The 18,647-nt window shown below is 62.5% G+C and carries 16 protein-coding genes and 1 pseudogene; 7 read left to right on the top strand and 10 right to left on the bottom strand.

Annotated features, from left to right (window positions below; translation table 11 throughout):
* Window positions 1-209: 209 nt before the first annotated feature.
* The 7 genes from BcanWU425_RS12255 to BcanWU425_RS12285 are packed head-to-tail and all read right to left on the bottom strand — an operon-like array spanning window position 210 to window position 6,728.
* Window positions 210-1,415 (bottom strand): phosphopentomutase, encoded by a 1,206-nt coding sequence (locus tag BcanWU425_RS12255; RefSeq protein ID WP_204511965.1) that lies wholly within the window; start codon window positions 1,413-1,415, stop codon window positions 210-212.
* Entirely contained in the window at window positions 1,403-2,356 is a 954-nt protein-coding gene (locus tag BcanWU425_RS12260) for a beta-xylosidase (RefSeq protein WP_018460369.1), read from the bottom strand. Before BcanWU425_RS12260 ends, BcanWU425_RS12255 begins: the two co-directional genes overlap by 13 nt.
* Window positions 2,353-3,120, bottom strand: coding sequence for a TIGR04290 family methyltransferase (locus BcanWU425_RS12265; RefSeq protein WP_018460368.1), 768 nt, complete (start codon window positions 3,118-3,120; stop codon window positions 2,353-2,355). The genes BcanWU425_RS12260 and BcanWU425_RS12265 overlap by 4 nt, the downstream gene beginning before the upstream one ends.
* Window positions 3,117-3,926, bottom strand: a complete 810-nt coding sequence (locus tag BcanWU425_RS12270; RefSeq protein WP_018460367.1) for a nucleotidyltransferase family protein — start codon at window positions 3,924-3,926, stop codon at window positions 3,117-3,119. Before BcanWU425_RS12270 ends, BcanWU425_RS12265 begins: the two co-directional genes overlap by 4 nt.
* Before the next feature lie 2 nt (window positions 3,927-3,928).
* Window positions 3,929-5,032: a CgeB family protein gene (locus tag BcanWU425_RS12275; RefSeq protein WP_231190497.1), complete on the bottom strand. Its 1,104-nt coding sequence runs from the start codon at window positions 5,030-5,032 to the stop codon at window positions 3,929-3,931.
* A complete protein-coding gene (locus BcanWU425_RS12280) occupies window positions 5,029-5,628 on the bottom strand; it encodes a histidine phosphatase family protein (RefSeq protein ID WP_018460365.1) in 600 nt (199 codons plus the stop codon). The genes BcanWU425_RS12275 and BcanWU425_RS12280 overlap by 4 nt, the downstream gene beginning before the upstream one ends.
* Entirely contained in the window at window positions 5,628-6,728 is a 1,101-nt protein-coding gene (locus BcanWU425_RS12285; RefSeq protein ID WP_085348982.1) for an inositol-3-phosphate synthase, read from the bottom strand. Before BcanWU425_RS12285 ends, BcanWU425_RS12280 begins: the two co-directional genes overlap by 1 nt.
* 354 nt (window positions 6,729-7,082) lie before the next feature.
* On the opposite strand from BcanWU425_RS12285, the gene BcanWU425_RS12290 reads away from it, so the two are divergent.
* Complete coding sequence (locus BcanWU425_RS12290) at window positions 7,083-7,370, top strand: hypothetical protein (protein ID WP_018460363.1); 288 nt, start codon at window positions 7,083-7,085, stop codon at window positions 7,368-7,370.
* A gap of 12 nt (window positions 7,371-7,382) precedes the next feature.
* On the top strand, window positions 7,383-8,345 hold the full coding sequence (locus tag BcanWU425_RS12295) for a hypothetical protein (RefSeq protein ID WP_231190498.1): 963 nt from the start codon (window positions 7,383-7,385) through the stop codon (window positions 8,343-8,345).
* On the opposite strand, the gene BcanWU425_RS12300 is transcribed toward BcanWU425_RS12295, so the two are convergent.
* Complete coding sequence (locus BcanWU425_RS12300; protein ID WP_085348983.1) at window positions 8,320-9,102, bottom strand: Crp/Fnr family transcriptional regulator; 783 nt, start codon at window positions 9,100-9,102, stop codon at window positions 8,320-8,322. The genes BcanWU425_RS12295 and BcanWU425_RS12300 overlap by 26 nt on opposite strands.
* Window positions 9,103-9,744: 642 nt before the next feature.
* A complete protein-coding gene (locus tag BcanWU425_RS12305; protein ID WP_204511963.1) occupies window positions 9,745-10,695 on the bottom strand; it encodes an AraC family transcriptional regulator in 951 nt (316 codons plus the stop codon).
* Window positions 10,696-10,904: 209 nt separating this feature from the next.
* Here BcanWU425_RS12305 and BcanWU425_RS12310 point away from each other — a divergent pair, with 209 nt between their 5' ends.
* The 4 genes and pseudogenes from BcanWU425_RS12310 to BcanWU425_RS12325 all read left to right on the top strand — a co-directional run bounded on the left by BcanWU425_RS12310 (window position 10,905) and on the right by BcanWU425_RS12325 (window position 15,570).
* The gene (locus tag BcanWU425_RS12310; protein WP_231190503.1) at window positions 10,905-11,828 is read left to right on the top strand and encodes a class I SAM-dependent methyltransferase; all 924 of its coding nucleotides are present in this window, start codon (window positions 10,905-10,907) and stop codon (window positions 11,826-11,828) included.
* A gap of 110 nt (window positions 11,829-11,938) precedes the next feature.
* Window positions 11,939-12,689 (top strand): annotated as a pseudogene (mddA, locus tag BcanWU425_RS12315) (methanethiol S-methyltransferase).
* Window positions 12,690-13,005: 316 nt separating this feature from the next.
* Window positions 13,006-14,181, top strand: coding sequence for a helix-turn-helix transcriptional regulator (locus tag BcanWU425_RS12320; protein WP_018460355.1), 1,176 nt, complete (start codon window positions 13,006-13,008; stop codon window positions 14,179-14,181).
* 180 nt (window positions 14,182-14,361) lie between these two features.
* Window positions 14,362-15,570 (top strand): multidrug effflux MFS transporter, encoded by a 1,209-nt coding sequence (locus BcanWU425_RS12325; RefSeq protein ID WP_085384002.1) that lies wholly within the window; start codon window positions 14,362-14,364, stop codon window positions 15,568-15,570.
* A 69-nt stretch (window positions 15,571-15,639) separates the two neighbouring features.
* Here the strand turns inward: BcanWU425_RS12325 and BcanWU425_RS12330 are convergent, their stop codons facing one another.
* Window positions 15,640-16,032 (bottom strand): RidA family protein, encoded by a 393-nt coding sequence (locus BcanWU425_RS12330; protein WP_018460353.1) that lies wholly within the window; start codon window positions 16,030-16,032, stop codon window positions 15,640-15,642.
* 287 nt (window positions 16,033-16,319) lie between these two features.
* On the opposite strand from BcanWU425_RS12330, the gene BcanWU425_RS12335 reads away from it, so the two are divergent.
* On the top strand, window positions 16,320-18,641 hold the full coding sequence (locus tag BcanWU425_RS12335; RefSeq protein ID WP_204511962.1) for a molybdopterin guanine dinucleotide-containing S/N-oxide reductase: 2,322 nt from the start codon (window positions 16,320-16,322) through the stop codon (window positions 18,639-18,641).
* Window positions 18,642-18,647 lie beyond the last annotated feature (6 nt).

Raw genomic sequence — 18,647 nt, forward strand, 5'->3', positions numbered from 1 at the left:
TCACCGCTCCGTGCCGCCGTAAGATCGATCCTGCGGGATCAATCCGTGATGAGAATGAAAGCGCGCTGCTGTTCTGGTCGAGCGACCGGCGCGCCAGTCACATTTGGAAGTAGAAGCGGTGCAAGGAATGTTCGTTCCTGCGAAACCTACAAACGAAAATTTCTCTAACCTGGATCAATAACCCAGGTGAATCTGCGCGGTGCAGCAGGCTAAAAATACACGCCGTGACCCGGTGCCTGCAGCTCGAGATGGCTCGCGACCGTCGCGCCGATGTCCGCAAATCCGGCGCGCTTGCCGATCGGAGAAGTTAACCGCGCGCTCCACGCCAAAACCGGCACTTGTTCCCGCGTGTGATCGGTACCGCTCCAGGTCGGATCGCAACCATGATCAGCCGTGATGATCAGGAGATCATCCTCGCGCAGGCGGTTCAAAAGATCCGGAACTCGCGCATCGAAGGCTTCGAGCGCCGCTGCATAGCCTGCCACATCTCGGCGATGGCCGTACAGCGTGTCGAAATCGATGAAATTGGCGAACAACATCCCGCCCTCCGCGAGAGAGGCCAGCCCATCATACGTGGCATCGAACAGCGCTTGGTTGCCATCGCCGCGCAGGTTCCTCCCGGTGCCGCGATGGGCGAAGATGTCGTCGATCTTGCCGATCGTTACGATGTCACGGCCTGCGCTCTCGGCAAGATCGAGGATCGTTCGCTCCGGCGGGGGGACGGAGAAGTCCTTCCTGTGCGCTGTTCGCTTGAAGTCACCTACCGACGTGCCGATGAAGGGGCGTGCGATGACGCGCCCGATGTTGAGGGGGTCGACCAGTCGGCGTGCAACACGGCAGACCTCATAGAGGCGTTCGAGACCGAACGTCTCCTCGTGCGCTGCGATCTGAAACACGCTGTCGGCCGATGTATAGCAGATCGGTTCGCCCGTTCTGATGTGACGCTCGCCGAATTCGGCGATGATCTCCGTGCCGGAGGCGTGACAGTTCCCGAGGATGCCGGGCACTCGAGCCTGTTCGCACAGGCTCTCCGTCAGGTCGCGCGCGAAGCATGGCTTGGTTCTTGGAAAATAGCCCCAGTCGAATGGCACCGGCACGCCGGCGATCTCCCAATGGCCCGAGGGCGTGTCCTTGCCTTTGGAGATCTCGCTCGCGCAGCCAAATCGCGCATGCTCAGTTGGGCCATCGAGCCCCGGCGGCACGCGCCCGGTGGCGAGACGGCAAGCCTGGCCAAGGCCGAGCGCAACCAGATTGGGAAGCTGAAGCGGCCCCTCCCGGTGCGGTCCGTCGGCATTGCCGGCCATGCACATCTCGGCAATGTGGCCGACGGTATCGGCACCCTCGTCGCCGTAATTGATGGCATCGGGCGCGGCGCCGATCCCGACGGAGTCCATCACCAGGATCACGGCACGCATGTCGGCTCCGAGATGGCCGGGCGCGAAGACGCTGCGGACGGCGCGAGCCCGGTTTTCGCGCAATAGCGTTCGACCATCTGCGCGCAGAACTCGGCGAACTCGTTCACGTCGAGCGGCGGGCTGGTGTGATGAGGCTCGATACCCCGATGTTCCGGGGTGAAGCAGAAGGTCACCGTGACCTGAAACTCGGCCAGCGCGTCCATCTGCCGATCGAACCAGTCGAGCGCATTGGGACGGAAGCTGTCGGCCCAGGACAGGCCAGTCCTGAGATGCTGCACGCCCAGCCGGCGCATCCAGCGCACGGCGTCGTCGAGGCGGTGGTCCTCGAAGTGAAACCACTGGCACAGGCCCATCGCAGGTGCATATTGGGCGAACAGGTCCGCCGAGGCTTTCGGCGTTCCGTCCTCGCGTAGCAGGCCCATGTGAAAATGCCTGTAGTAGGATGAACCTTCAGCTTCCTTGTGCCGGGTCGTGGCCTCCCAACTCGAAGGCAGATCGTAGAGGCTGTACCAGTGAATGCGCGGAGCGCGGCCGATCAACAACTCCGCCGTTCGGGTCAGGCCCCAAGCCTGCACCTCCTCGGCGCCGAAAGACGAGACTCCCACCTCCGTGACCCAAACAGGCAGCGGGGTGACGGCCTTGATCTCGTCGATCTTGGCCGGCCATTCCGCGATCTGCCACAGGTTCCAGTCCAGCGGAAAGCCGTGCACGGCCACGACATCGACATGATCGAGTACGCCGCGCGCCTGCATGTTGCGCAGGAAGGACGGATCGATCGGCGATATGCCGCCAAGCACACGTGGGAGTGTGGGATGCGCGCTGCGGATCGCCTTTCCGGCAGCGAGCGACAGGCTCGCGAACATGGTCCAATCCGGATCGATCAGGATGTCCCAGTGCGACTTGTTGTTGGGCTCGTTCCAGATCTTGGCGGCTTCGATCATCGGCCAGTCTCCCGCGACGGATAAACCGGACCTTCCGCCTGCGGCCTTGTCACCCGTTTGCAGAGATAGACTTCCTCTTCCGGATGCGCCGCGATCGCAAAGCCGGCGCTGCGCAGCATGGCTTCGGCGCAGGCGCGGTTCGGCACCCACCAATTGGTGGGGTCGTCGGCATATTTGTTCTCGATGAAGTGCAGCTTTGGATAGCCCGGGGAATCGAACTGATCGGTGGTCCAGAAGTCATAGTTCTTGTCGAGGGAATCCACGCGGCTGTCGCCGCGCTGCATCGACTGGAACAGCAGGAGATCGTCAGCCACGTGCTCGTGGATCAGGTCGAGTGCCAGCAGAGGGTGCCGCAGGTGGTAGAGCACGCCCATGAAGATCACGAGATCGAATTTTTCGCGCAGCTGGCCGACATCATAGGCTGACATCTTGCGGAATTCGATCCTGAGCCCGTTCACCTCGGCCGCGAAGCGGGCTTGCGCGAGATATTCGTCGTCGGTGTCCAGGCCGAGGACGCGCTCGGCGCCGCGCCGCTTCATCTCCATGGCGTAGAAACCGGCATTGCAGCCGATATCGAGCACGGTCTTGCCTTCGAGGCGGTCCGGAATGATCCCGGAAAAGCGGCGCCATTTCACGTTGGGATAGTCGCCGAGAAAGTGTGAAGGCGCTGTCGGCACGCCGTTCAGGTCCAGATTGTGAAACCATGGCCCGAGCGCATCGACGCGCTGGCGGATTTCCTCGCGGGAGAGGGCGCCTCTGCTCATGCGGTCACTCCATTGTTCATTGCGGAGGCAGGGCGGATTGCCTCCGGCGAACCGCCGGCCAGCAGTCGAGAGCGTCCGTTCCCGGCGGAGCTTTCCGCGAGCAACGCCATTGCCGTCCGGTAGCCATCGATGGTGCCGACGTCGACATAGGATTCGCCGGCCTTGACGCCGAGACCCTGGCCGCCGCCCGCGATGTAGGCATTGACGAGCGTCCCGAAATATTCATCGCGGCGGTCGCGCTTCGTCCACAACGACTGAAGCTCGCGAAATCCGTGGCCGGACATCTTGAAGGCGCCCCATATCCATTTCGACACCGCATCCGGCTGCTTGACCTGGATCTCCGTGACGCGATCGCCGTCGAGCACGACGGCATCGAAGAACTCGGGATGTTCGACCGGAAACAGCAGAAACGACAGGTCGGCGGCCGGCAACGTCTGCAAGGCCGCCTTTGGGAACCATACGGTATCCGGAAGTCCGACCAGGACGTCTTCGTCGTGGCCAACGACCGTGCCCGCCCTGAACACGGCATCGCACAGCCCCGACGCATCGGGCTGCACGACATAGGCGAGCTGGGCGCTGCCATAATGATCGCCGAAATATTCGAGGATGTCCGATTTGCCGGGGGAGATCACGAAGCAAATCTTGTCGGCGCCCCCAAGGATCAGCCGCTCCAGCAGATATTCGGAGACGGCGCACGGACGGTCGATGCCGTCGTCCCGTTGGCTTCCGACCGGAAGCAACTCCTTGGAGAAGGCGAGCGGTTGGATGCGGCTGCCGCGGCCCGCGGCCGGAACGATGCCCCACATGATCAGGCCTCCTCGGGTTGCTGTCGGCGCGCGCCGAGCGATGCCGTCTGCTCGAGCAGCCAAATCAGTTCGGCTGCGCGCTTGTCGGATGTGTGCTGATCCATGGTCCGTTCATAGGCGCGCCCGGCAATGTGCTGAAGCTCGGCGTCGGCCATCGTCAACGCAGCAAGCGTGTCCTTCGCATCGCATGCGATCAGGATCTCCTGCCCAGGTACAAAGAATTCATCGAGTCCCGGCCAGTCGTCGCTGAGCAGCGGGGCCTTGCAGGCAGCGGCTTCGAACAGGCGGCCGGAGGGGCACCAGCCCATCTCGGCCATGGCGCGGCGCGTGACGTTGAGTGTCAGCCGGGATGACGCAAAGAACGCCGCGTGCTCCGACGGCGGCAAGTGCTGCACGAAGTAGATGTTTGGCGACCAGGGAAAATCTTCCGGATATTGTGCACCTCCAATCAGGAAGCGCAGATCCTGCCTGTTACGTGCGGGTTCGACGAACAGAGCCTCGAGTGCGCGCTGGCGATCCTGCGAATATGTGCCGAGATAGGACAGATCCGCACGGTAATGCGGCTGCGACGGCACCGGCCGATGGATGTCCGTATCGACGTGTCCGTAGAGCGGGCGGACGTTGCAGGAGCCGAGCCTGTCGCGAAATTCGTTGCAGATGCGGGAGCCGCCGGTGAAGCTCAGGACCAGGGCGAAATCCCGCAGGCCGCGCGGCCCGATATAGGGAACGGCCTCGCCGGCCATCAGCTTCGCCAGCGTGACCGGCGTGTCGAGGTCATAGAACACGGGCACCGCACGACCCTCGGACAGGACAAGCTCTGTCGCGGCGATCGCGTCGGGACAATAGGACGTTATGATCGCGACATCTGCATCACGAATTTCGCTCCGCGCCAAAGGCAGCACATCGTCCCAGTTCGAGAACAGTCGCAATTGCCCGCCGGGCAGTTCGTGCAAATCCCGCGCGCCCGCGTAGTAGGGCACGTCGCGCTCGAAAAAGACGACGCTGTGGCCGGCTCGCGCGAGATGCTTGCAAAGCCCTCGCCACAGGGTGGCGTGACCGTTGCCCCAGGACGAGGAAATTGTCAGGCCGAAAATGACGATCTTCACGCTGGCACCCGCTGATTGATCCCGGTGATCTTGAGTCCGCGATTGTCCACGCTGAGGGTGCTGACGCTGCCGGGGTCGATCTCGATCGAGAGGAAGTCGTCGAGCTCTTTCCGGGAATAGTGCAGCAGCGCCGCGCGGATCGGTTCGGCATGGCTGACGGCGACGACGACGGTGCCGCTACCATGATCGTTGCGCAGCTGCTCCAGATGGGCGACGACGCGCTTCTGAAGCGACCGCATGCTTTCGCCCCCCGGCGGGCGGTTCGTTCCGCGTTGTTCGTTCCAGCGCGACCAGCGGGGATCCCGGGCGAGCGCCTCGAACGACAGTCCGGTCCATTCGCCGTAGTCGAGCTCGTCGAGTGCCGGCACGATCTCGACCGGCAAGCCGAAGCGCGCCGCCAGGATGCAGGCCGACTGCATGCAGCGCCGCTGCGGGCTCGACTGAACCATGCTCGGCGGGGGCGTGAAAGTATCGGCGCATCGCGCGATTTCCTCGCAGCCGAGATCATCGAGCTCTACGCCCTTCATCCGGCCACAGAGCGTGCGGCCGAGCAGGGCATGATGCCCGTGGCGGATCAGATGAATGATCTTCGCCATCAGGTATACGCCTTGTCGTCGATGAAGGCGCGCGTTCGCCGTCCGGCCTCTTCGTCCGTGAACTGCTGAGGCGGCGACTTCATGAAATAGCTCGAGGGGCCCGTCAGCGCGCCGGCCTGCCCGCGGTCCATGGCGAGCTTGGCGCAGCGGACCGCGTCGATCACGACACCCGCCGAGTTCGGGGAGTCCCAGACTTCGAGCTTGACTTCCGCGCTCAAGGGAACACCGCCGAACGTGGTGCCCTCCAGGCGGATAAAGGCCAGCTTGCGGTCGGTCAGCCACGGCACATGGTCGCTCGGGCCGACATGGATATTATCGGCATCCATGGGCACGTCGAACTGGCTGGTTACGGCTTGGGTTTTGGAGATCTTCTTTGATGTCAGCCGCTCGCGCTCGAGCATGTTCTTGAAATCGGTGTTGCCGCCGACGTTGAGCTGGTAGGTTCTGTCCAGCCGTACGCCGCGTTCACGGAAGAGATTGGCGAGCACACGGTGCAGAATGGTGGCGCCGACCTGGCTCTTGATGTCGTCGCCGACGATCGGCAGGCCTGCATCCTCGAAACGCCGCCGCCAGTCGGGATTCGAGGCAATGAAGACGGGGATGCAATTGACGTAGCCGCAGCCGGCCTCGATCGCGCGCGCGGCGTAAAATTCGCTCGCACGCTGCGAGCCGACGGGAAGATAGGACACAAGCACGTCCGTGCGCGAGGTCGCGAGCACTTCGGAGACGTCGGCTTCCGGGACATCCGCAATCGGGACGTCGTCCTTGAGATAATGGCCGACGCCGTCCATGACGGGGCCGCGTTGGACCATGACGCCGGTGGGGGCGACGTCGGAGAAGCGGTGCGTGTTGTTCGGCGCTGCGAAGATCGCCTCGGCCACGTCGCGTCCGACCTTGCCGGCATGGACGTCGAAGGCCGACGCGACCTGAATGTCGCTGATGTGGTAGCCGCCGAGATCGGCGTTCATCAGCCCAGGCACCGGCTCATTCGATTTGGCGTCCCGGTAATAGGAGAGCCCTTGAACGAAGGAGCTCGCACAATTGCCGACACCGACGATGCCGACGCGCACGCGCCGCCTGTCCTGAAGACGAGAATGCATGGCTAGAGGCCCTCCGGAAGACGTGCAGCGTTAAGGCATGCAGTGTTGAAGAGATGCAGTGTTGACGTAAGTACGTCGGCGAACGTGGGGAACGTATGTTCGTTCCTGAACTCACTGCACTATGTCCGCCTCACGTCGGATTCCGGCCGAAAAAATCTCGCGCGCTTAACCTGGGATAGAATCCCGGGCGGGTTGGTGGGAACGAAAAGCTTCCATGATGAAGATGAAGAAGATGATGTTTTGAGAGAGTCCGGCCTACGAAAGAACAAATGCTCGCGCCCGGCGTTCACGGCGAAACAGTCCGACGCGAGGGCCGATCCGTCGCTCGCTCCTTGTCAGCAATCGAGGTGTCACATGTCATCCAAATCACAAACCAGCGAAGCCCAGCAGACCACCAGCCATGATGTGATCCGGAAATGGGCGGAGGAGCGCGGCGGAAAGCCTGCGACGGTCAAGGCCACGGAGGAGGACGGACACGCCGGTATCCTGCGCATCGATTTCGATCCGCCCGACGAAGGTCTCGATCGGATCAGCTGGGACGAATTCTTCGCCAAGTTCGACGAGGCCGGCATTGCCTTCCTCCATCAGGACCAGACCAAGGATGGTAAGCCGAGCCGCTTTCACAAATTCGTTCGGCGCTAGTTGGATCACCACGTGTCGGGCAGCTGGACCGAGGCGATGCGGGCAGGCGACTTCGAACGCGCCTGGGCAATCAATGACCGCGATCTGGCAATGCTTGCGTATCCACCCAAGCACACCGGGCCGCGTCACCTGCAGCGGATCTGGCGTGGTGAGGAACTGAGGGGCAAGGATGTGCTGGTCCGCTGCTACCACGGGCTCGGCGACACTATCCAGTTCCTGCGCTTCATGCGGCCGCTTCGTGACGTCGCGCGCCGCGTCACGGTCTGGTGCCAGGGCGAGCTTCTGCCGCTGGTCGAGCGAGCGGTTGGCGTCGATCGGGCCTTCGCGCTCCATGATGGTGCACCTGAGGTCGACTTCGAGGTCGATATCGAGATTATGGAGGTGCCGCATGCCATAAGGGCGAGGCGAGAGCAGGTCGAGATGCGCGCACCTTACCTGTCGTTGCCGACCAAGGTCGAACCAGCGCTCCCGCAAGACCGAGGTCTCGAACTCAGGGGCCTTGCCGTGGGCCTGGTTTGGGAAGTCGGCAATTGGGACAAGCGGAGGACCGTTCCGCCGTCCCTGTTGGGACATCTTGCCGTTCCCGGCGTGACGCTCTGCTCACTGCAACGCGGGGCCCGAACGTGCGAACTGGCCGAGATCGGCGCGAGGGACGTCAGCACGCCTGACGTTACGGTTCTCGGTCATCTCCTCCAGCGGCTCGATCTCGTCATTTGCGTCGACACTATGGTGGCCCATCTCGCGGGAGCACTCGGCTGTGAGGCGTGGGTCTTATTGCATGCGGATTGCGACTGGCGCTGGCCGGCATCCGAGGCCCATTCCCTTTGGTATCCGAGCCTGCGGCTGTTTCATCAGAGGACACCAGGCAACTGGGATAGCGTCCTTGAAGAGGTGCGGGAGGCCCTGATTGCACGCTCCGCAAGTCTCCAAGGTGTCGTCCGAAAGGAGCTCAAGCGAGCGCAAGGTCCGCCGTAAGTGGCCTGAGACGCGAGGACGACGCATCGTCGCGGCTGGACGAAATGCTCAGGTAAGTCGGATCGAATCTTGCGAGCCGCACGAGTCCCTGCCAGTCCGTGATCGTTACCGTCTTGCCCTGCCATTGCAGGAGATTGCATCGTCGCAGTTCCTGAATCGTGCGGTTGGCGTGGACCGGGGAGATGCTGCATGCTGCCGCAAGATCCGATTGGGTGAAGGGTGACGGCAGTCTGAAATCTCTCGCCAAGCCGACGCTTTGCAGCCGGGTGGTGATCTCGCACAGCAGATGCGCCACGCGCGTCAATGCATCACGGCTACCCAGGTTCACTGTCCAGTTGCGCTGAATGGCGTGGGTGGTGAGCAGCATCAGCAGCAATGCGCGAGACATCGCGGGCGAACGCGCGGACAAATCGTGAAAGAAGCGGTGTGGCACGAGAGCGACGATGGCAGGGCCGAGCGCGATCAGGTTGCCGTCAACGCGAGGACGATAAAGCGTGTGTAGATCGGCGATGTCACCGGGAACATGGATTGACGTGATCTGCCCGTCCGCACTCTCTGCATCCTGCCACGACAGATATCCCTGAAGGAGCAGGCAGCACTGGGTGGCATCATCGCCATGCCGCAAAACGGCCTGACGCGAACCGAGATGCGCGATTGTGCTTGCCATGTCCGCGAGCAGGTGGAGATCGTCGGCCGTTACGGGAGTGAGGCTCGCCAACCGGTCGGCGAGCTTGGAGAACGCAAATCCTGCCTGCATTGGTCGCCTAATAACTCAGAACCCGTCCCCAATTTGATCGATGAGAACGACAGAGCGCATTAAACTTTGATAGTTTTACTCCATGCAGGTCATTGTTTGTCTGCCCAGCATGCGCCCAGAAGTGCGAGGGCGATCGGTCAAACGGTTCCGGAATAGTAGACGGCGCATGCGATCGTCCTCAAGGATCGGACGATTCGGGAACCGGAAGCGCGAGTCGCGCTCCGGCGAAGCATCTGTGTTTCTCGCGGCGGGATCCGCGGAGATCGCGCTAGTCATGCTCATACTGTTCCGAGAGAAACTGATTGATCGGGTCGAAGGCCTGCAACCGGTTCTTCTCCAGCAGGACCATGTGCGTGCCTTCGCCGATCTCGACCCGTCGCCGATATCGCGCGGGTTTGTGCGCACTGAAATTGGCGTGCGTGACGCGTGCCCGTGCTCCAGGTCCACGCCGAGGGCACTGGGACGTGCGTATCAGCTGGTCACATGCTCCGCTGTGCGAGATAGACAAGAGGTGCGATTCCGACCGTCCAGGGCCGGTTTGACCCGCTACGGCTCTCGCCGCGACGGCGACGCATCATTTCCTGATCGTCCCCCTATGGAGGCTCGTTCTGAAACTTGACGCGTGCGCAATCAATTGCGTTGTCAGCGTTGCCGCCATCGCGCAGGCGCCAGGCCGAATTCACGCCTGAACGCCCGGCTGAATGCTTCTCCGGATCCGTAACCCACTTCCTCTGCGATTTGGTCGACCGGCTTGCGTGTTTCTCGTAGGCTCACCTTGGCTGCCTGAAGCCGCCAGATGGTCACATACCGGATTGGTGGCACCCCGATCAGGGTTGTGAAGCGGTCGACGAAGGCGCTCCGCGACATCGAGACTTCTCTCGCAAGGGACTCCGCGGACCACGGCAGCCCGACGTTATGATGAATGGAGGCGAGCGCGCGTCCGATTTTCGGATCGGCAATCCCCTTCAGCCATCCTCCATCTTGATCGGTGTATGTCACGGAATATTGCCGCATCGCCTCTACGAACAGCAGTTCGGAAAGCCGAGACATCAGGTTTGACGAGGCGAACCTGCCGGCCGTCAGTTCGCCGGCTGCATATCGCACTGAAGCCTCGATCCAGTCGCGTGCGACCCCCTCGCGAATGTCGAGCTTCAGCACTCTTGGCAGGGCCGCGATCAACGGATTATAGGTTTCCTCGCTGCCGAGAAAACCGCACACGATTTGCGCCGGCTCACCGCCTCCGCCGTGCATAATTTTTGCCAGCCCCCCATCCGGTGACGGCTGAATGAGATGACGCGCGTTTGTCGGTACCAGACCCGCGTCGCTGGCGAGTGTATGAACATCGTTTCTGGGCAGCAGTACGATCTCGCCGGCCCGCACCTCGACTGTAGGTTCGCTGTCGACGCTGAGCAGAAATTTTCCGGCGATGACGAAGTGGTAAGCGATCAGCAGCGAGGGCTTGACCGCGAAGGTCACGCAGTCCTCAGCGACGATCTGCGTATGGACGCTCCACGGCGCGGTGAACCGCGCATCCAGAAAAATGCCGCCGGTCAGGCGAACCGATCGAAGCACTTCCGATAGCGGATCGATCATTAGGCTAATCTCAGATTTGGACGATCGGTCAACTGATCCGGCTGGGCGATCATTCACCGTGGCGGTCCCCGCGCTTATACGGGGCTCATGAATGAACTGCCAAGCAACCGATTCCTCCACGTTTCCTTGAGACGCTGTCCAGACGGTCAGGCGGACGCGGAACCGGTTGCGGAAGAATGGAAAAGCGGGACGCCACGACGGGGTTCTGGATGGCAACCAAGCAGACGGATATCCCGATCATGAGCATCGCGCAGGCTACCGCAACCGTCACGCCGTATATCGATTTCTGGAACGCGGTACTGGCTCCGAAATTCAATGCGTGGCGGCACATCCTCGCCGGCGGCCTTCACCTGCATAGCGCTAAAGTCTTCCCGTCGCTGCCGATCAGAGCCGGCGACAGGGCCCTGGATGTGGGATGTGGCTGGGGCGACACCGCAATTGAACTTGCGCGGCGCGTCGGACCGACCGGATCCGTCCTCGGCCTCGATTGCTGCAATGCCTTCCTCGACGTCGGCCGCGCAGATGCGAAGGAGGCAGGGGTGACCAATCTCAGCTTTCTCGAAGCGGATGTTCAGACCAATTCGTTCGAGCCGGTACATGATTTTTGCTTCTCTCGCTTTGGAACCCAGTTCTTCGAAGACCCAACGGCTGGCTTGAGCAACATGCGATTTGCGCTCAAGCCGGGTGGACTGATGACGATGGTCGTCTGGCGCGAACGGGCGGACAATCCGTGGCTTACACTGTCGAAGGAGGTTCTGCTTCGCTACCTGCCCCCCGTCAGGGAAGACGCTGCAACCTGCGGCCCCGGACCATTTTCTATGACCGATCCCGAGGCCGTGACTCGGCAATTGATGATTGCCGGCTACGGCGGCATCAGGTTCGAACGGATCGATGCCGAAGTCTTGGTCGGGCGAGATCTTGACGAAGCGGTCGCGTTTCAGCTCGCGATCGGTCCCGCAGGGGAGGTTTATCGCGAAGCCGGTCCGAAGGCTGCTCGTTTGTTTGATACGCTGGTGGCGGCCTTGAAGGACGAGTTGAAACAATTCGTCCGCCCTGAAGGCGTGATGATGAATTCAAGCTCTTGGATGGTCACCGCGCAGAATCCGGGATCACCGCCGCGGCCCCGGGGGTGACGTACCCGCGCCAGTCGCTGCTCGAAATCTCTTCATTGTAAGCACCGCCGCAGCCGCCGCCGCGATCGGACGAATCGATGCAAAAAAATGAACTCTCTGGGAGAAGATTGATGGCAGGTCTAGTTGCGGTCCTCTACGGCACTGCCGCTTACGGTGTCACGCTCGTCGCCTTGCTCTATCTCATTGGCTTCACCGGGAACCTGGTCGTTCCAAAGTCTATCGATTCCGGGGCCATTGGTCCGGTTCTGGCAAGCATTGTTATCGATGTGCTGCTAATCGGAGTGTTCGCGATCCAGCACAGCGTGATGGCGCGTCAGGGCTTCAAGCGCTGGTGGACGCGAATCGTGCCGGCTTCGGTCGAGCGCAGCACCTACGTGCTGTTCGCCAGCTTTGCACTGCTACTGGCAGTGGCAGCCGATCCCCACGCCGGTCTGGACCGTGAACCACCCGGTCGCGGCGGGGGCGCTCGACGCCGTCTTCTGGCTGGGTTGGGTCGTGCTGGTGGTCAGCACGTTTCTTCTCAATCATTTCGAGTTGTTCGGCCTCAGCCAGGTGTTCATGCACCTGTTCGGTAAACAACCGCCCGAAGCCAAATTCCGCACGCCGTTGCTCTACCGGTATGTCCGCCATCCGATCTATCTCGGCATCCTGCTCGCAGTCTGGGCCACGCCTGCGATGACGGTCGGTCATCTGGTCTATTCGCTTGGCATCACAGCCTACATCCTGATCGGCATTCAGTTGGAAGAGCACGATCTGATCCAGCAGTTCGGCAACCGGTATCGCCGCTACCGCCGTCACGCGGCCATGCTCGTCCCGCTTTCATGCCGAAGCTTCGCCGCGTCCCAGGACGCCGACATCTGACCCGAGACGCTCGTCAAGACAGGCCAATCAGTCCGCAAGCAGGGGTGGATTCAAGCGGCGCGGCGTCCGGTCGCAGCCGTATCGACACGGCCAGGGCGGCGTGCGCATCGCGTTCTGATCAACTCATTTCAACCTGAGGCGTCCGGCCAAGAGGATCACCGACCGCATGACCATCCTCCATTTGAAGGATGGCCGATATTCCCCGCGGCTCCGGTGGGACACGATCAAAATGATTTGAGCGCGATACCGGCTCGCTATCAGCGGAAAAGCTTAAAGTTGTCTCACAGCTATCCTCACACCGAGGGCGCGTCTTCGAATGAACAGGGTTTCACATCCGCGGTCGGTTTCGGAATCGTCGAAAGACAATTCAGATGATCAGCAGCAACTGAGCGACCTGATCAGCGTCATCTACGATGCCGCCATCGATCCCTCTCGTTGGGAAGACGCCATCGTCAGCATCGTGCAATTCGTTGGCGGCGCAGCAGGCGGGCTGTTCTGCAAGGACGTCGGTGTCCAGCACGCCACGGTGCCCCATCGCTTTGGATTTGACGTGCCGTTGCGGGTCGAACTCTTTCGGCAGATTTATTCCTCCGCGGAGGGGCACTTTCTCGGTGACCTCGAGCAGCCGATCGCGACGACCGATTTGATGTCTTTCGCAGCACTCACCCAGAGTGAACTATACCGGCAGTGGGCCGAGCCCCAGGGGCTTGTCGATTTTGTCAGCGCGGTTGTCGACAGGACCACGGTCAGCACAGCTATTTTCGGGGTCTTCCGCCACCGGCGAAATGGGCTCGTCGACGAGCACGCGCGCCGGCAAATGAGGCTGATCGCGCCGCATATCAGGCGTGCCGTCGTGATCGGCAAGATGTTCGAGTTCAAGGCCGCTGAACTCGCGACGTTCGTTGACACGTTGGACGGGCTCGGTGCTGGCATGTATCTCGTCGATCCCGGTGGACGTCTCATTCACGCCAATACGGCCGGCAATGCCATTCTCGACGCTCGTGATATTCTGAGTTCCGTGGGCGGGCGGCTGGTCGCCAGCGATCCTCAGGTCGACCGCACCCTGCGAGATGTCTTCGCCACCGCGGGGCAGGGCGATGCCGCACTTGGTATAAGGGGCATCGCGTTGCCGCTGACCGGCAGGGAGGGCGACCGCTATGTGGCCCATGCATTGCCCCTCACGTCAGGCGCGCGTCGGCGTGCTGGTATTGTTTACACCGCCACGGCGGCCTTGTTCGTTCGCAAGGCGTCGCTGGCGGTTGCTTCTATTCCCGGAGCCATCGGCAGCGCGTTCAAGCTGACGCCGACCGAACTCCGCGTGTTGCTGGCCATCGTCGAGGTCGGTGGCGTTCCTGAGGTCGCTATGGCGTTCGGGGTCGCCGATAGTACGGTTAGGACGCATGTCAGCCGGTTGTTTGAAAAAACAGGCACCGCGCGCCAGGCGGATCTCGTCAAGCTGGTTGCAGGCTATACGACGCCCCTGGCGGGATAGGAGAGAGGGCGCTCATTGCAGCACCCAGAAGCAGCAAATATTTGCGCGCTCCTCCCACATTCGCAGGACGACACCCAAGCAGTGGTTGTTCAGGATGGCATGCGTCCGGCCAGCATGCAGTGGGGTAGGTGATCAGGCGTCCCTGCCTCGCCGCATCTGGACAGGACTTGGGAGCGCAGCATGTCCATTGAAGTCGAGGGCACGGTTTCTGCGGCGGGGCACGGACGTCAAGCAGGGGCGGCGGCGCGCAGAATAGTGATTTGTGCCCTGGCGGCGACAGGAATCCTTGCGACCAACATCTTCTTGCCTTCGCTGCCGGTCATCGCGGCCGATTTCCATGTATCCAGCGCGGCGGTCACGTCGGCCTTCACGATCTTTCTGGCGATTTTCGCCATAGGGCAATTGATTGCCGGCCCGCTGTCGGACCGGTTCGGGCGACGCATGCCGATTCTGATAGGGCTCGGAATTTTCATCGCCGGTACGATCTGGTGCGCTTTCGCGCGCGATCTATCGAGCCTGCTGATCGGCCGATCAATGCAGGCTTGCGGCGCATGTGCGGCTTCGGTGCTTTCACGTGCGATCGCCCGGGATCTGTTCGATGGCCAGGCACTTGCAAAGGTCATGGCCTCGATCACCATGGCAACCGCGGCCGCCCCAGGCTTTTCACCGCTGCTAGGGAGTGCGCTCGATCTATTCTTTGGCTGGCGCTCGGAATTTGCCTTTGTCGCGGCCTTCGCGCTCTGCACGGCTTTGGCCTATGCGACCTTCGTCGGCGAAACCAATGACGGCGCGCGTCGTTCTCTGAATCCGCTCAAAATTGCCGGCTTCTATCTGGAGCTTGTTCGGGATCGCCGGTTCGTTGCGCCTGCTAGAACCGCTGGACTGGTGATGGCCGGTCTTTTCGCGATTTTCTCCAGCGCGCCGCGGGTGCTGCTCGAATCGTTTGGATTCTTGCCAATCACACTTGGTGAGCTATTTGCGGGCGTGGTCTTCCTGGTGTTTGCGGCCGGCATGCTGGCGCCTAGGCTATCGGCGCGGGTTGGTTCCTGCCGTGCGACGTCGGTCGGCTTGGGACTAACCGTCCTCGGAGGCGCCGGGCTGCTTTGCGCGGTGCTGCTCGCGAACGGCGCGCTGCTGCCATTTCTGTTAGCGGCTTCCGTCTTTCTGTTCGGCGTGGGAATAGTGAGCCCGCTGTCGAGCGCGGCAGCGCTGTCGCCGTTTGGCAGCAAGGCCGGTATCGCCGCAGCCCTGTTCGGATTCTCGCAAATGGCGGGCGCTGCATGCGGTGCCTCTCTCGCGGCGATTGTCGCCAGCGATCCGGCCGTCGGGCTAGGAATCGTGCTGACAGTAACGTCGCTCGTGGCGGTTATCCTTCACGAGCGGCGCTAATCTGAGGTGGATCTTGCCGAGAACACAATGGGTTTGGTGTGAGGTTCTTTGCGGCGCCCTGGCATGCCACTATTGTCGAGCGGCGATGGCCGTGATCTCGAGTTTGACGCCGGGACCGAGATCCGCCACGCCGATTGCGGCGCGCGCCGGCAGATGAGCCTCTGCAAAATGCGCCTTCCAGGCCGCGTTGAAGTCTGCCTTCTCCTTGAGGCTCGTCATGTAGATGGTCACCTGCAAGACGTTGCTCAGATCGGATCCGAGGGTCTTGAGCAGCTGCGCCAACTGCCCGAGGACGTCATTTGCCTGGCCCGACATGTCGAGGCTCGTGTCCTCTGGGACGATTCCACCGATGTAGAGCACGCCATGATGCTCGACCACTTCGTGGAGCAGACCCTCGTAGGGCAAGACGCGCTTGATCATGATGGGACCGATGTTGTGTGTGACGGGCGGCATATCGCACATTTCAATGTCAGTGTCGTCGCAAAGAGATCTCGCGCCAAGTCTCACCGAAAGACGGACCGCGCGGCTCTGAATGCAACCGACTAAAGCGTTGAAAATAAAAGCACAAATTGGACGAAAAATCGCCGCCGGGTCGTTCCTGCGAACGTTCGCCAATCTGTCCTTGCACGAGCGCCCGGCATTTTCGCCGGCCCTGACCCGACGACATCGAAGCGCGGATCGCTATACTGCGACGCGGATGACATCGGTGCGGCCGGGACAGTGCCGCGACCGGAACAAGGAATGCGACGATGGACGATACGATTGGCTTCCCCGACCCCGGCCTCGACCTGTCCGACGGCTTCAAGCCGCACACCTCGCATTGGGGCGTGTTCTCGGCACGTCAAGGCGAGGCCGGGCTCGAGGTCAGGGCCTATGCGCGCGATCCCGATCCGAACCGCATCATCGACAATTTTCCCGGCGCGCTACGCCATCAGGCGCGCATCACCCAGCCGGCGATCCGCCGCGGCTGGCTCGAACGCGGTCCGGGTCCGGACGATCGCCGCGGCCGCGATGAATTCGTATCCGTCAGCTGGGAAAAGGCGCTCGATCTGCTCGGCGACGAGCTGGCACGCATCCGTGACACGCGCGGCCCCGGCGCGGTGTTCGGCGGCTCCTATGGCTGGTCGAGCGCGGGCCGCTTCCACCACGCCCAGAGCCAGGTGCATCGCTTCCTCAACATCGCCTTGGGCGGCTATGTGCGCTCGGTGAACTCCTATTCCTCCGGCGCGTCCTCGGTGCTGCTGCCGCAGATCCTCTGCGGCTACGAGGATATCACCAAGCGCAATGTCACCTGGGAGCAGATCGCGGCTGATACCGACATCGTGCTGGCGTTCGGCGGCATGGCGCTGAAGAACTCGATGGTCGCAGGCGGCTCGATCAGCAAGCATGTCGAGCGCGGCGCGATGGAAGCTGCGCGCCGCCGCGGCTGCGAGTTCATCCTGGTCAGCCCGTTGCGCGAAGACCTGCCCGTCGAGGCCGGCGCCGAGTGGATGACCTGCGTGCCCGGGACCGACACCGCGCTGATGCTCGGCATCGTTCATACGCTGATCGCGGAGAACCTGCACGACCAGGCCTTCCTCGATCGCTACACCGAGGGCTGGCCGGTCTTCCTGCGCTATCTCACCGGCGAGAGCGACGGCCAACCCAAGCACGCCGAATGGGCCGCCGCGGTCTGCGGCGTCGACACCGACACAATCCGCAAGCTGGCGCGCCGGCTCGCCGGCAAGCGCGCGCTCATCACCGTCTCTCATTCGCTCCAGCGCGCCGAGCATGGCGAGCAGCCGGTGTGGATGGGCATGGTGCTGGCGGCAGCGCTCGGCCAGATCGGCCTCTCCGGCGGCGGCTACGCCTATTCGTTGGGGGCAATCGGCTATTACGGTCGCCGCGTCAACGACGTGCCGGGGCCGACATTGGGGCAGGGCCGCAACGCTGTCCGCGATTTCATTCCGGTGGCGCGCATCGCCGACATGCTGCTCAATCCCGGCAGCGCCTATCGCTACAACGGCGAGACGCGCACCTATCCGGATATCCGCCTTGTCTACTGGGCCGGCGGCAATCCCTTCCATCACCACCAGGACATCAACCGCCTGCGCAAGGCGTTTGCGAAAGTCGACACGCTGGTCGTGCACGAGCTCGCATGGACTGCCACGGCCCGGCATGCCGACATCGTGCTGCCCTCGACGATGACGCTCGAACGCGAAGACATCGGCTATTCCAGCAACGATCCCCTGATGGTCGCGATGCACCGGATCGCCGAGCCGTTCGGCCTTGCGCGCGACGACTACGAGATCTTCGCCGATCTCGCCGACCGTCTCGGTGCGCGCGAGCCCTTCACCGAGGGGCGGACGTCACGTCAGTGGCTGGAACATCTTTATGAGCCGACCCGCGCCTCGCTCGAAGCGCGCGGCCTGGAAGCGCCGAGCTTCGAAGAGTTCTGGCGGCGCGGCAGCCTGGTGGTGCCGCAGCAGCCCGACGACGGTGGCCGGCTGCGCCGCTTCCGCGACGATCCCGTCAATCATGCTTTGCCCACGCCGAGCGGTCGCATCGAAATATTCTCTGCCAAGATCGCAGGTCATGGTGATGCGGATTGCCCGGGCCATCCGGTCTGGCTGGAGAAGTCCGACACGCCCAAGCCGGGGGCGCCGTGCTTCCTGGTCGCCAACCAGCCGGTGACGCGTCTGCATAGCCAGCTCGATTTCGGCGGACATTCGCTTCAAAGCAAACATCGCGGCCGCGAGGTCGCGCGCATGAACCCACGGGACGCTGACGCACGCGGGATCAAGCACGGCGACATCATCCGGCTGTTCAACGCGCGCGGCGCCTGTCTCGCCGCGGTCCACGTCACCGACGGCATCGCGCCCGGCGTGGTCCAGCTCCCGACCGGCGCCTGGTACGACCCGATGGACCCCGAAGACGACGCGCCGCTCTGCGTGCACGGCAATCCGAACGTGCTCACCCGCGACGTCGGCACGTCGTCCTTTGCGCAAGGCTGCACCGGTCAGCTCACGACAGCCGAGGTCGAGAAGTTCACCGGCAATCTGCCGCCGATCCGGGCTTTCGATCCGGTGTAGAAAAAA

The organism is Bradyrhizobium sp. WU425 (genome assembly GCF_021052305.1).
In the GTDB taxonomy this organism is placed as follows: Bacteria; Pseudomonadota; Alphaproteobacteria; order Rhizobiales; family Xanthobacteraceae; genus Bradyrhizobium; species Bradyrhizobium canariense_D.

What these genes read in the sequence shown, in the direction of transcription:
- BcanWU425_RS12305 (WP_204511963.1), bottom strand. Translation starts at nt 10,695, where the DNA reads ATGATCGATCCGCTATCGGAAGTGCTTCGATCGGTTCGCCTGACCGGC.
- BcanWU425_RS12270 (WP_018460367.1), bottom strand. Translation starts at nt 3,926, where the DNA reads ATGTGGGGCATCGTTCCGGCCGCGGGCCGCGGCAGCCGCATCCAACCG.
- BcanWU425_RS12310 (WP_231190503.1), top strand. Translation starts at nt 10,905, where the DNA reads ATGGCAACCAAGCAGACGGATATCCCGATCATGAGCATCGCGCAGGCT.
- BcanWU425_RS12325 (WP_085384002.1), top strand. Translation starts at nt 14,362, where the DNA reads ATGTCCATTGAAGTCGAGGGCACGGTTTCTGCGGCGGGGCACGGACGT.
- BcanWU425_RS12335 (WP_204511962.1), top strand. Translation starts at nt 16,320, where the DNA reads ATGGACGATACGATTGGCTTCCCCGACCCCGGCCTCGACCTGTCCGAC.
- BcanWU425_RS12255 (WP_204511965.1), bottom strand. Translation starts at nt 1,415, where the DNA reads ATGCGTGCCGTGATCCTGGTGATGGACTCCGTCGGGATCGGCGCCGCG.
- BcanWU425_RS12260 (WP_018460369.1), bottom strand. Translation starts at nt 2,356, where the DNA reads ATGATCGAAGCCGCCAAGATCTGGAACGAGCCCAACAACAAGTCGCAC.
- BcanWU425_RS12285 (WP_085348982.1), bottom strand. Translation starts at nt 6,728, where the DNA reads ATGCATTCTCGTCTTCAGGACAGGCGGCGCGTGCGCGTCGGCATCGTC.
- BcanWU425_RS12300 (WP_085348983.1), bottom strand. Translation starts at nt 9,102, where the DNA reads ATGCAGGCAGGATTTGCGTTCTCCAAGCTCGCCGACCGGTTGGCGAGC.
- BcanWU425_RS12280 (WP_018460365.1), bottom strand. Translation starts at nt 5,628, where the DNA reads ATGGCGAAGATCATTCATCTGATCCGCCACGGGCATCATGCCCTGCTC.
- BcanWU425_RS12265 (WP_018460368.1), bottom strand. Translation starts at nt 3,120, where the DNA reads ATGAGCAGAGGCGCCCTCTCCCGCGAGGAAATCCGCCAGCGCGTCGAT.
- BcanWU425_RS12290 (WP_018460363.1), top strand. Translation starts at nt 7,083, where the DNA reads ATGTCATCCAAATCACAAACCAGCGAAGCCCAGCAGACCACCAGCCAT.
- BcanWU425_RS12330 (WP_018460353.1), bottom strand. Translation starts at nt 16,032, where the DNA reads ATGTGCGATATGCCGCCCGTCACACACAACATCGGTCCCATCATGATC.
- BcanWU425_RS12320 (WP_018460355.1), top strand. Translation starts at nt 13,006, where the DNA reads ATGAACAGGGTTTCACATCCGCGGTCGGTTTCGGAATCGTCGAAAGAC.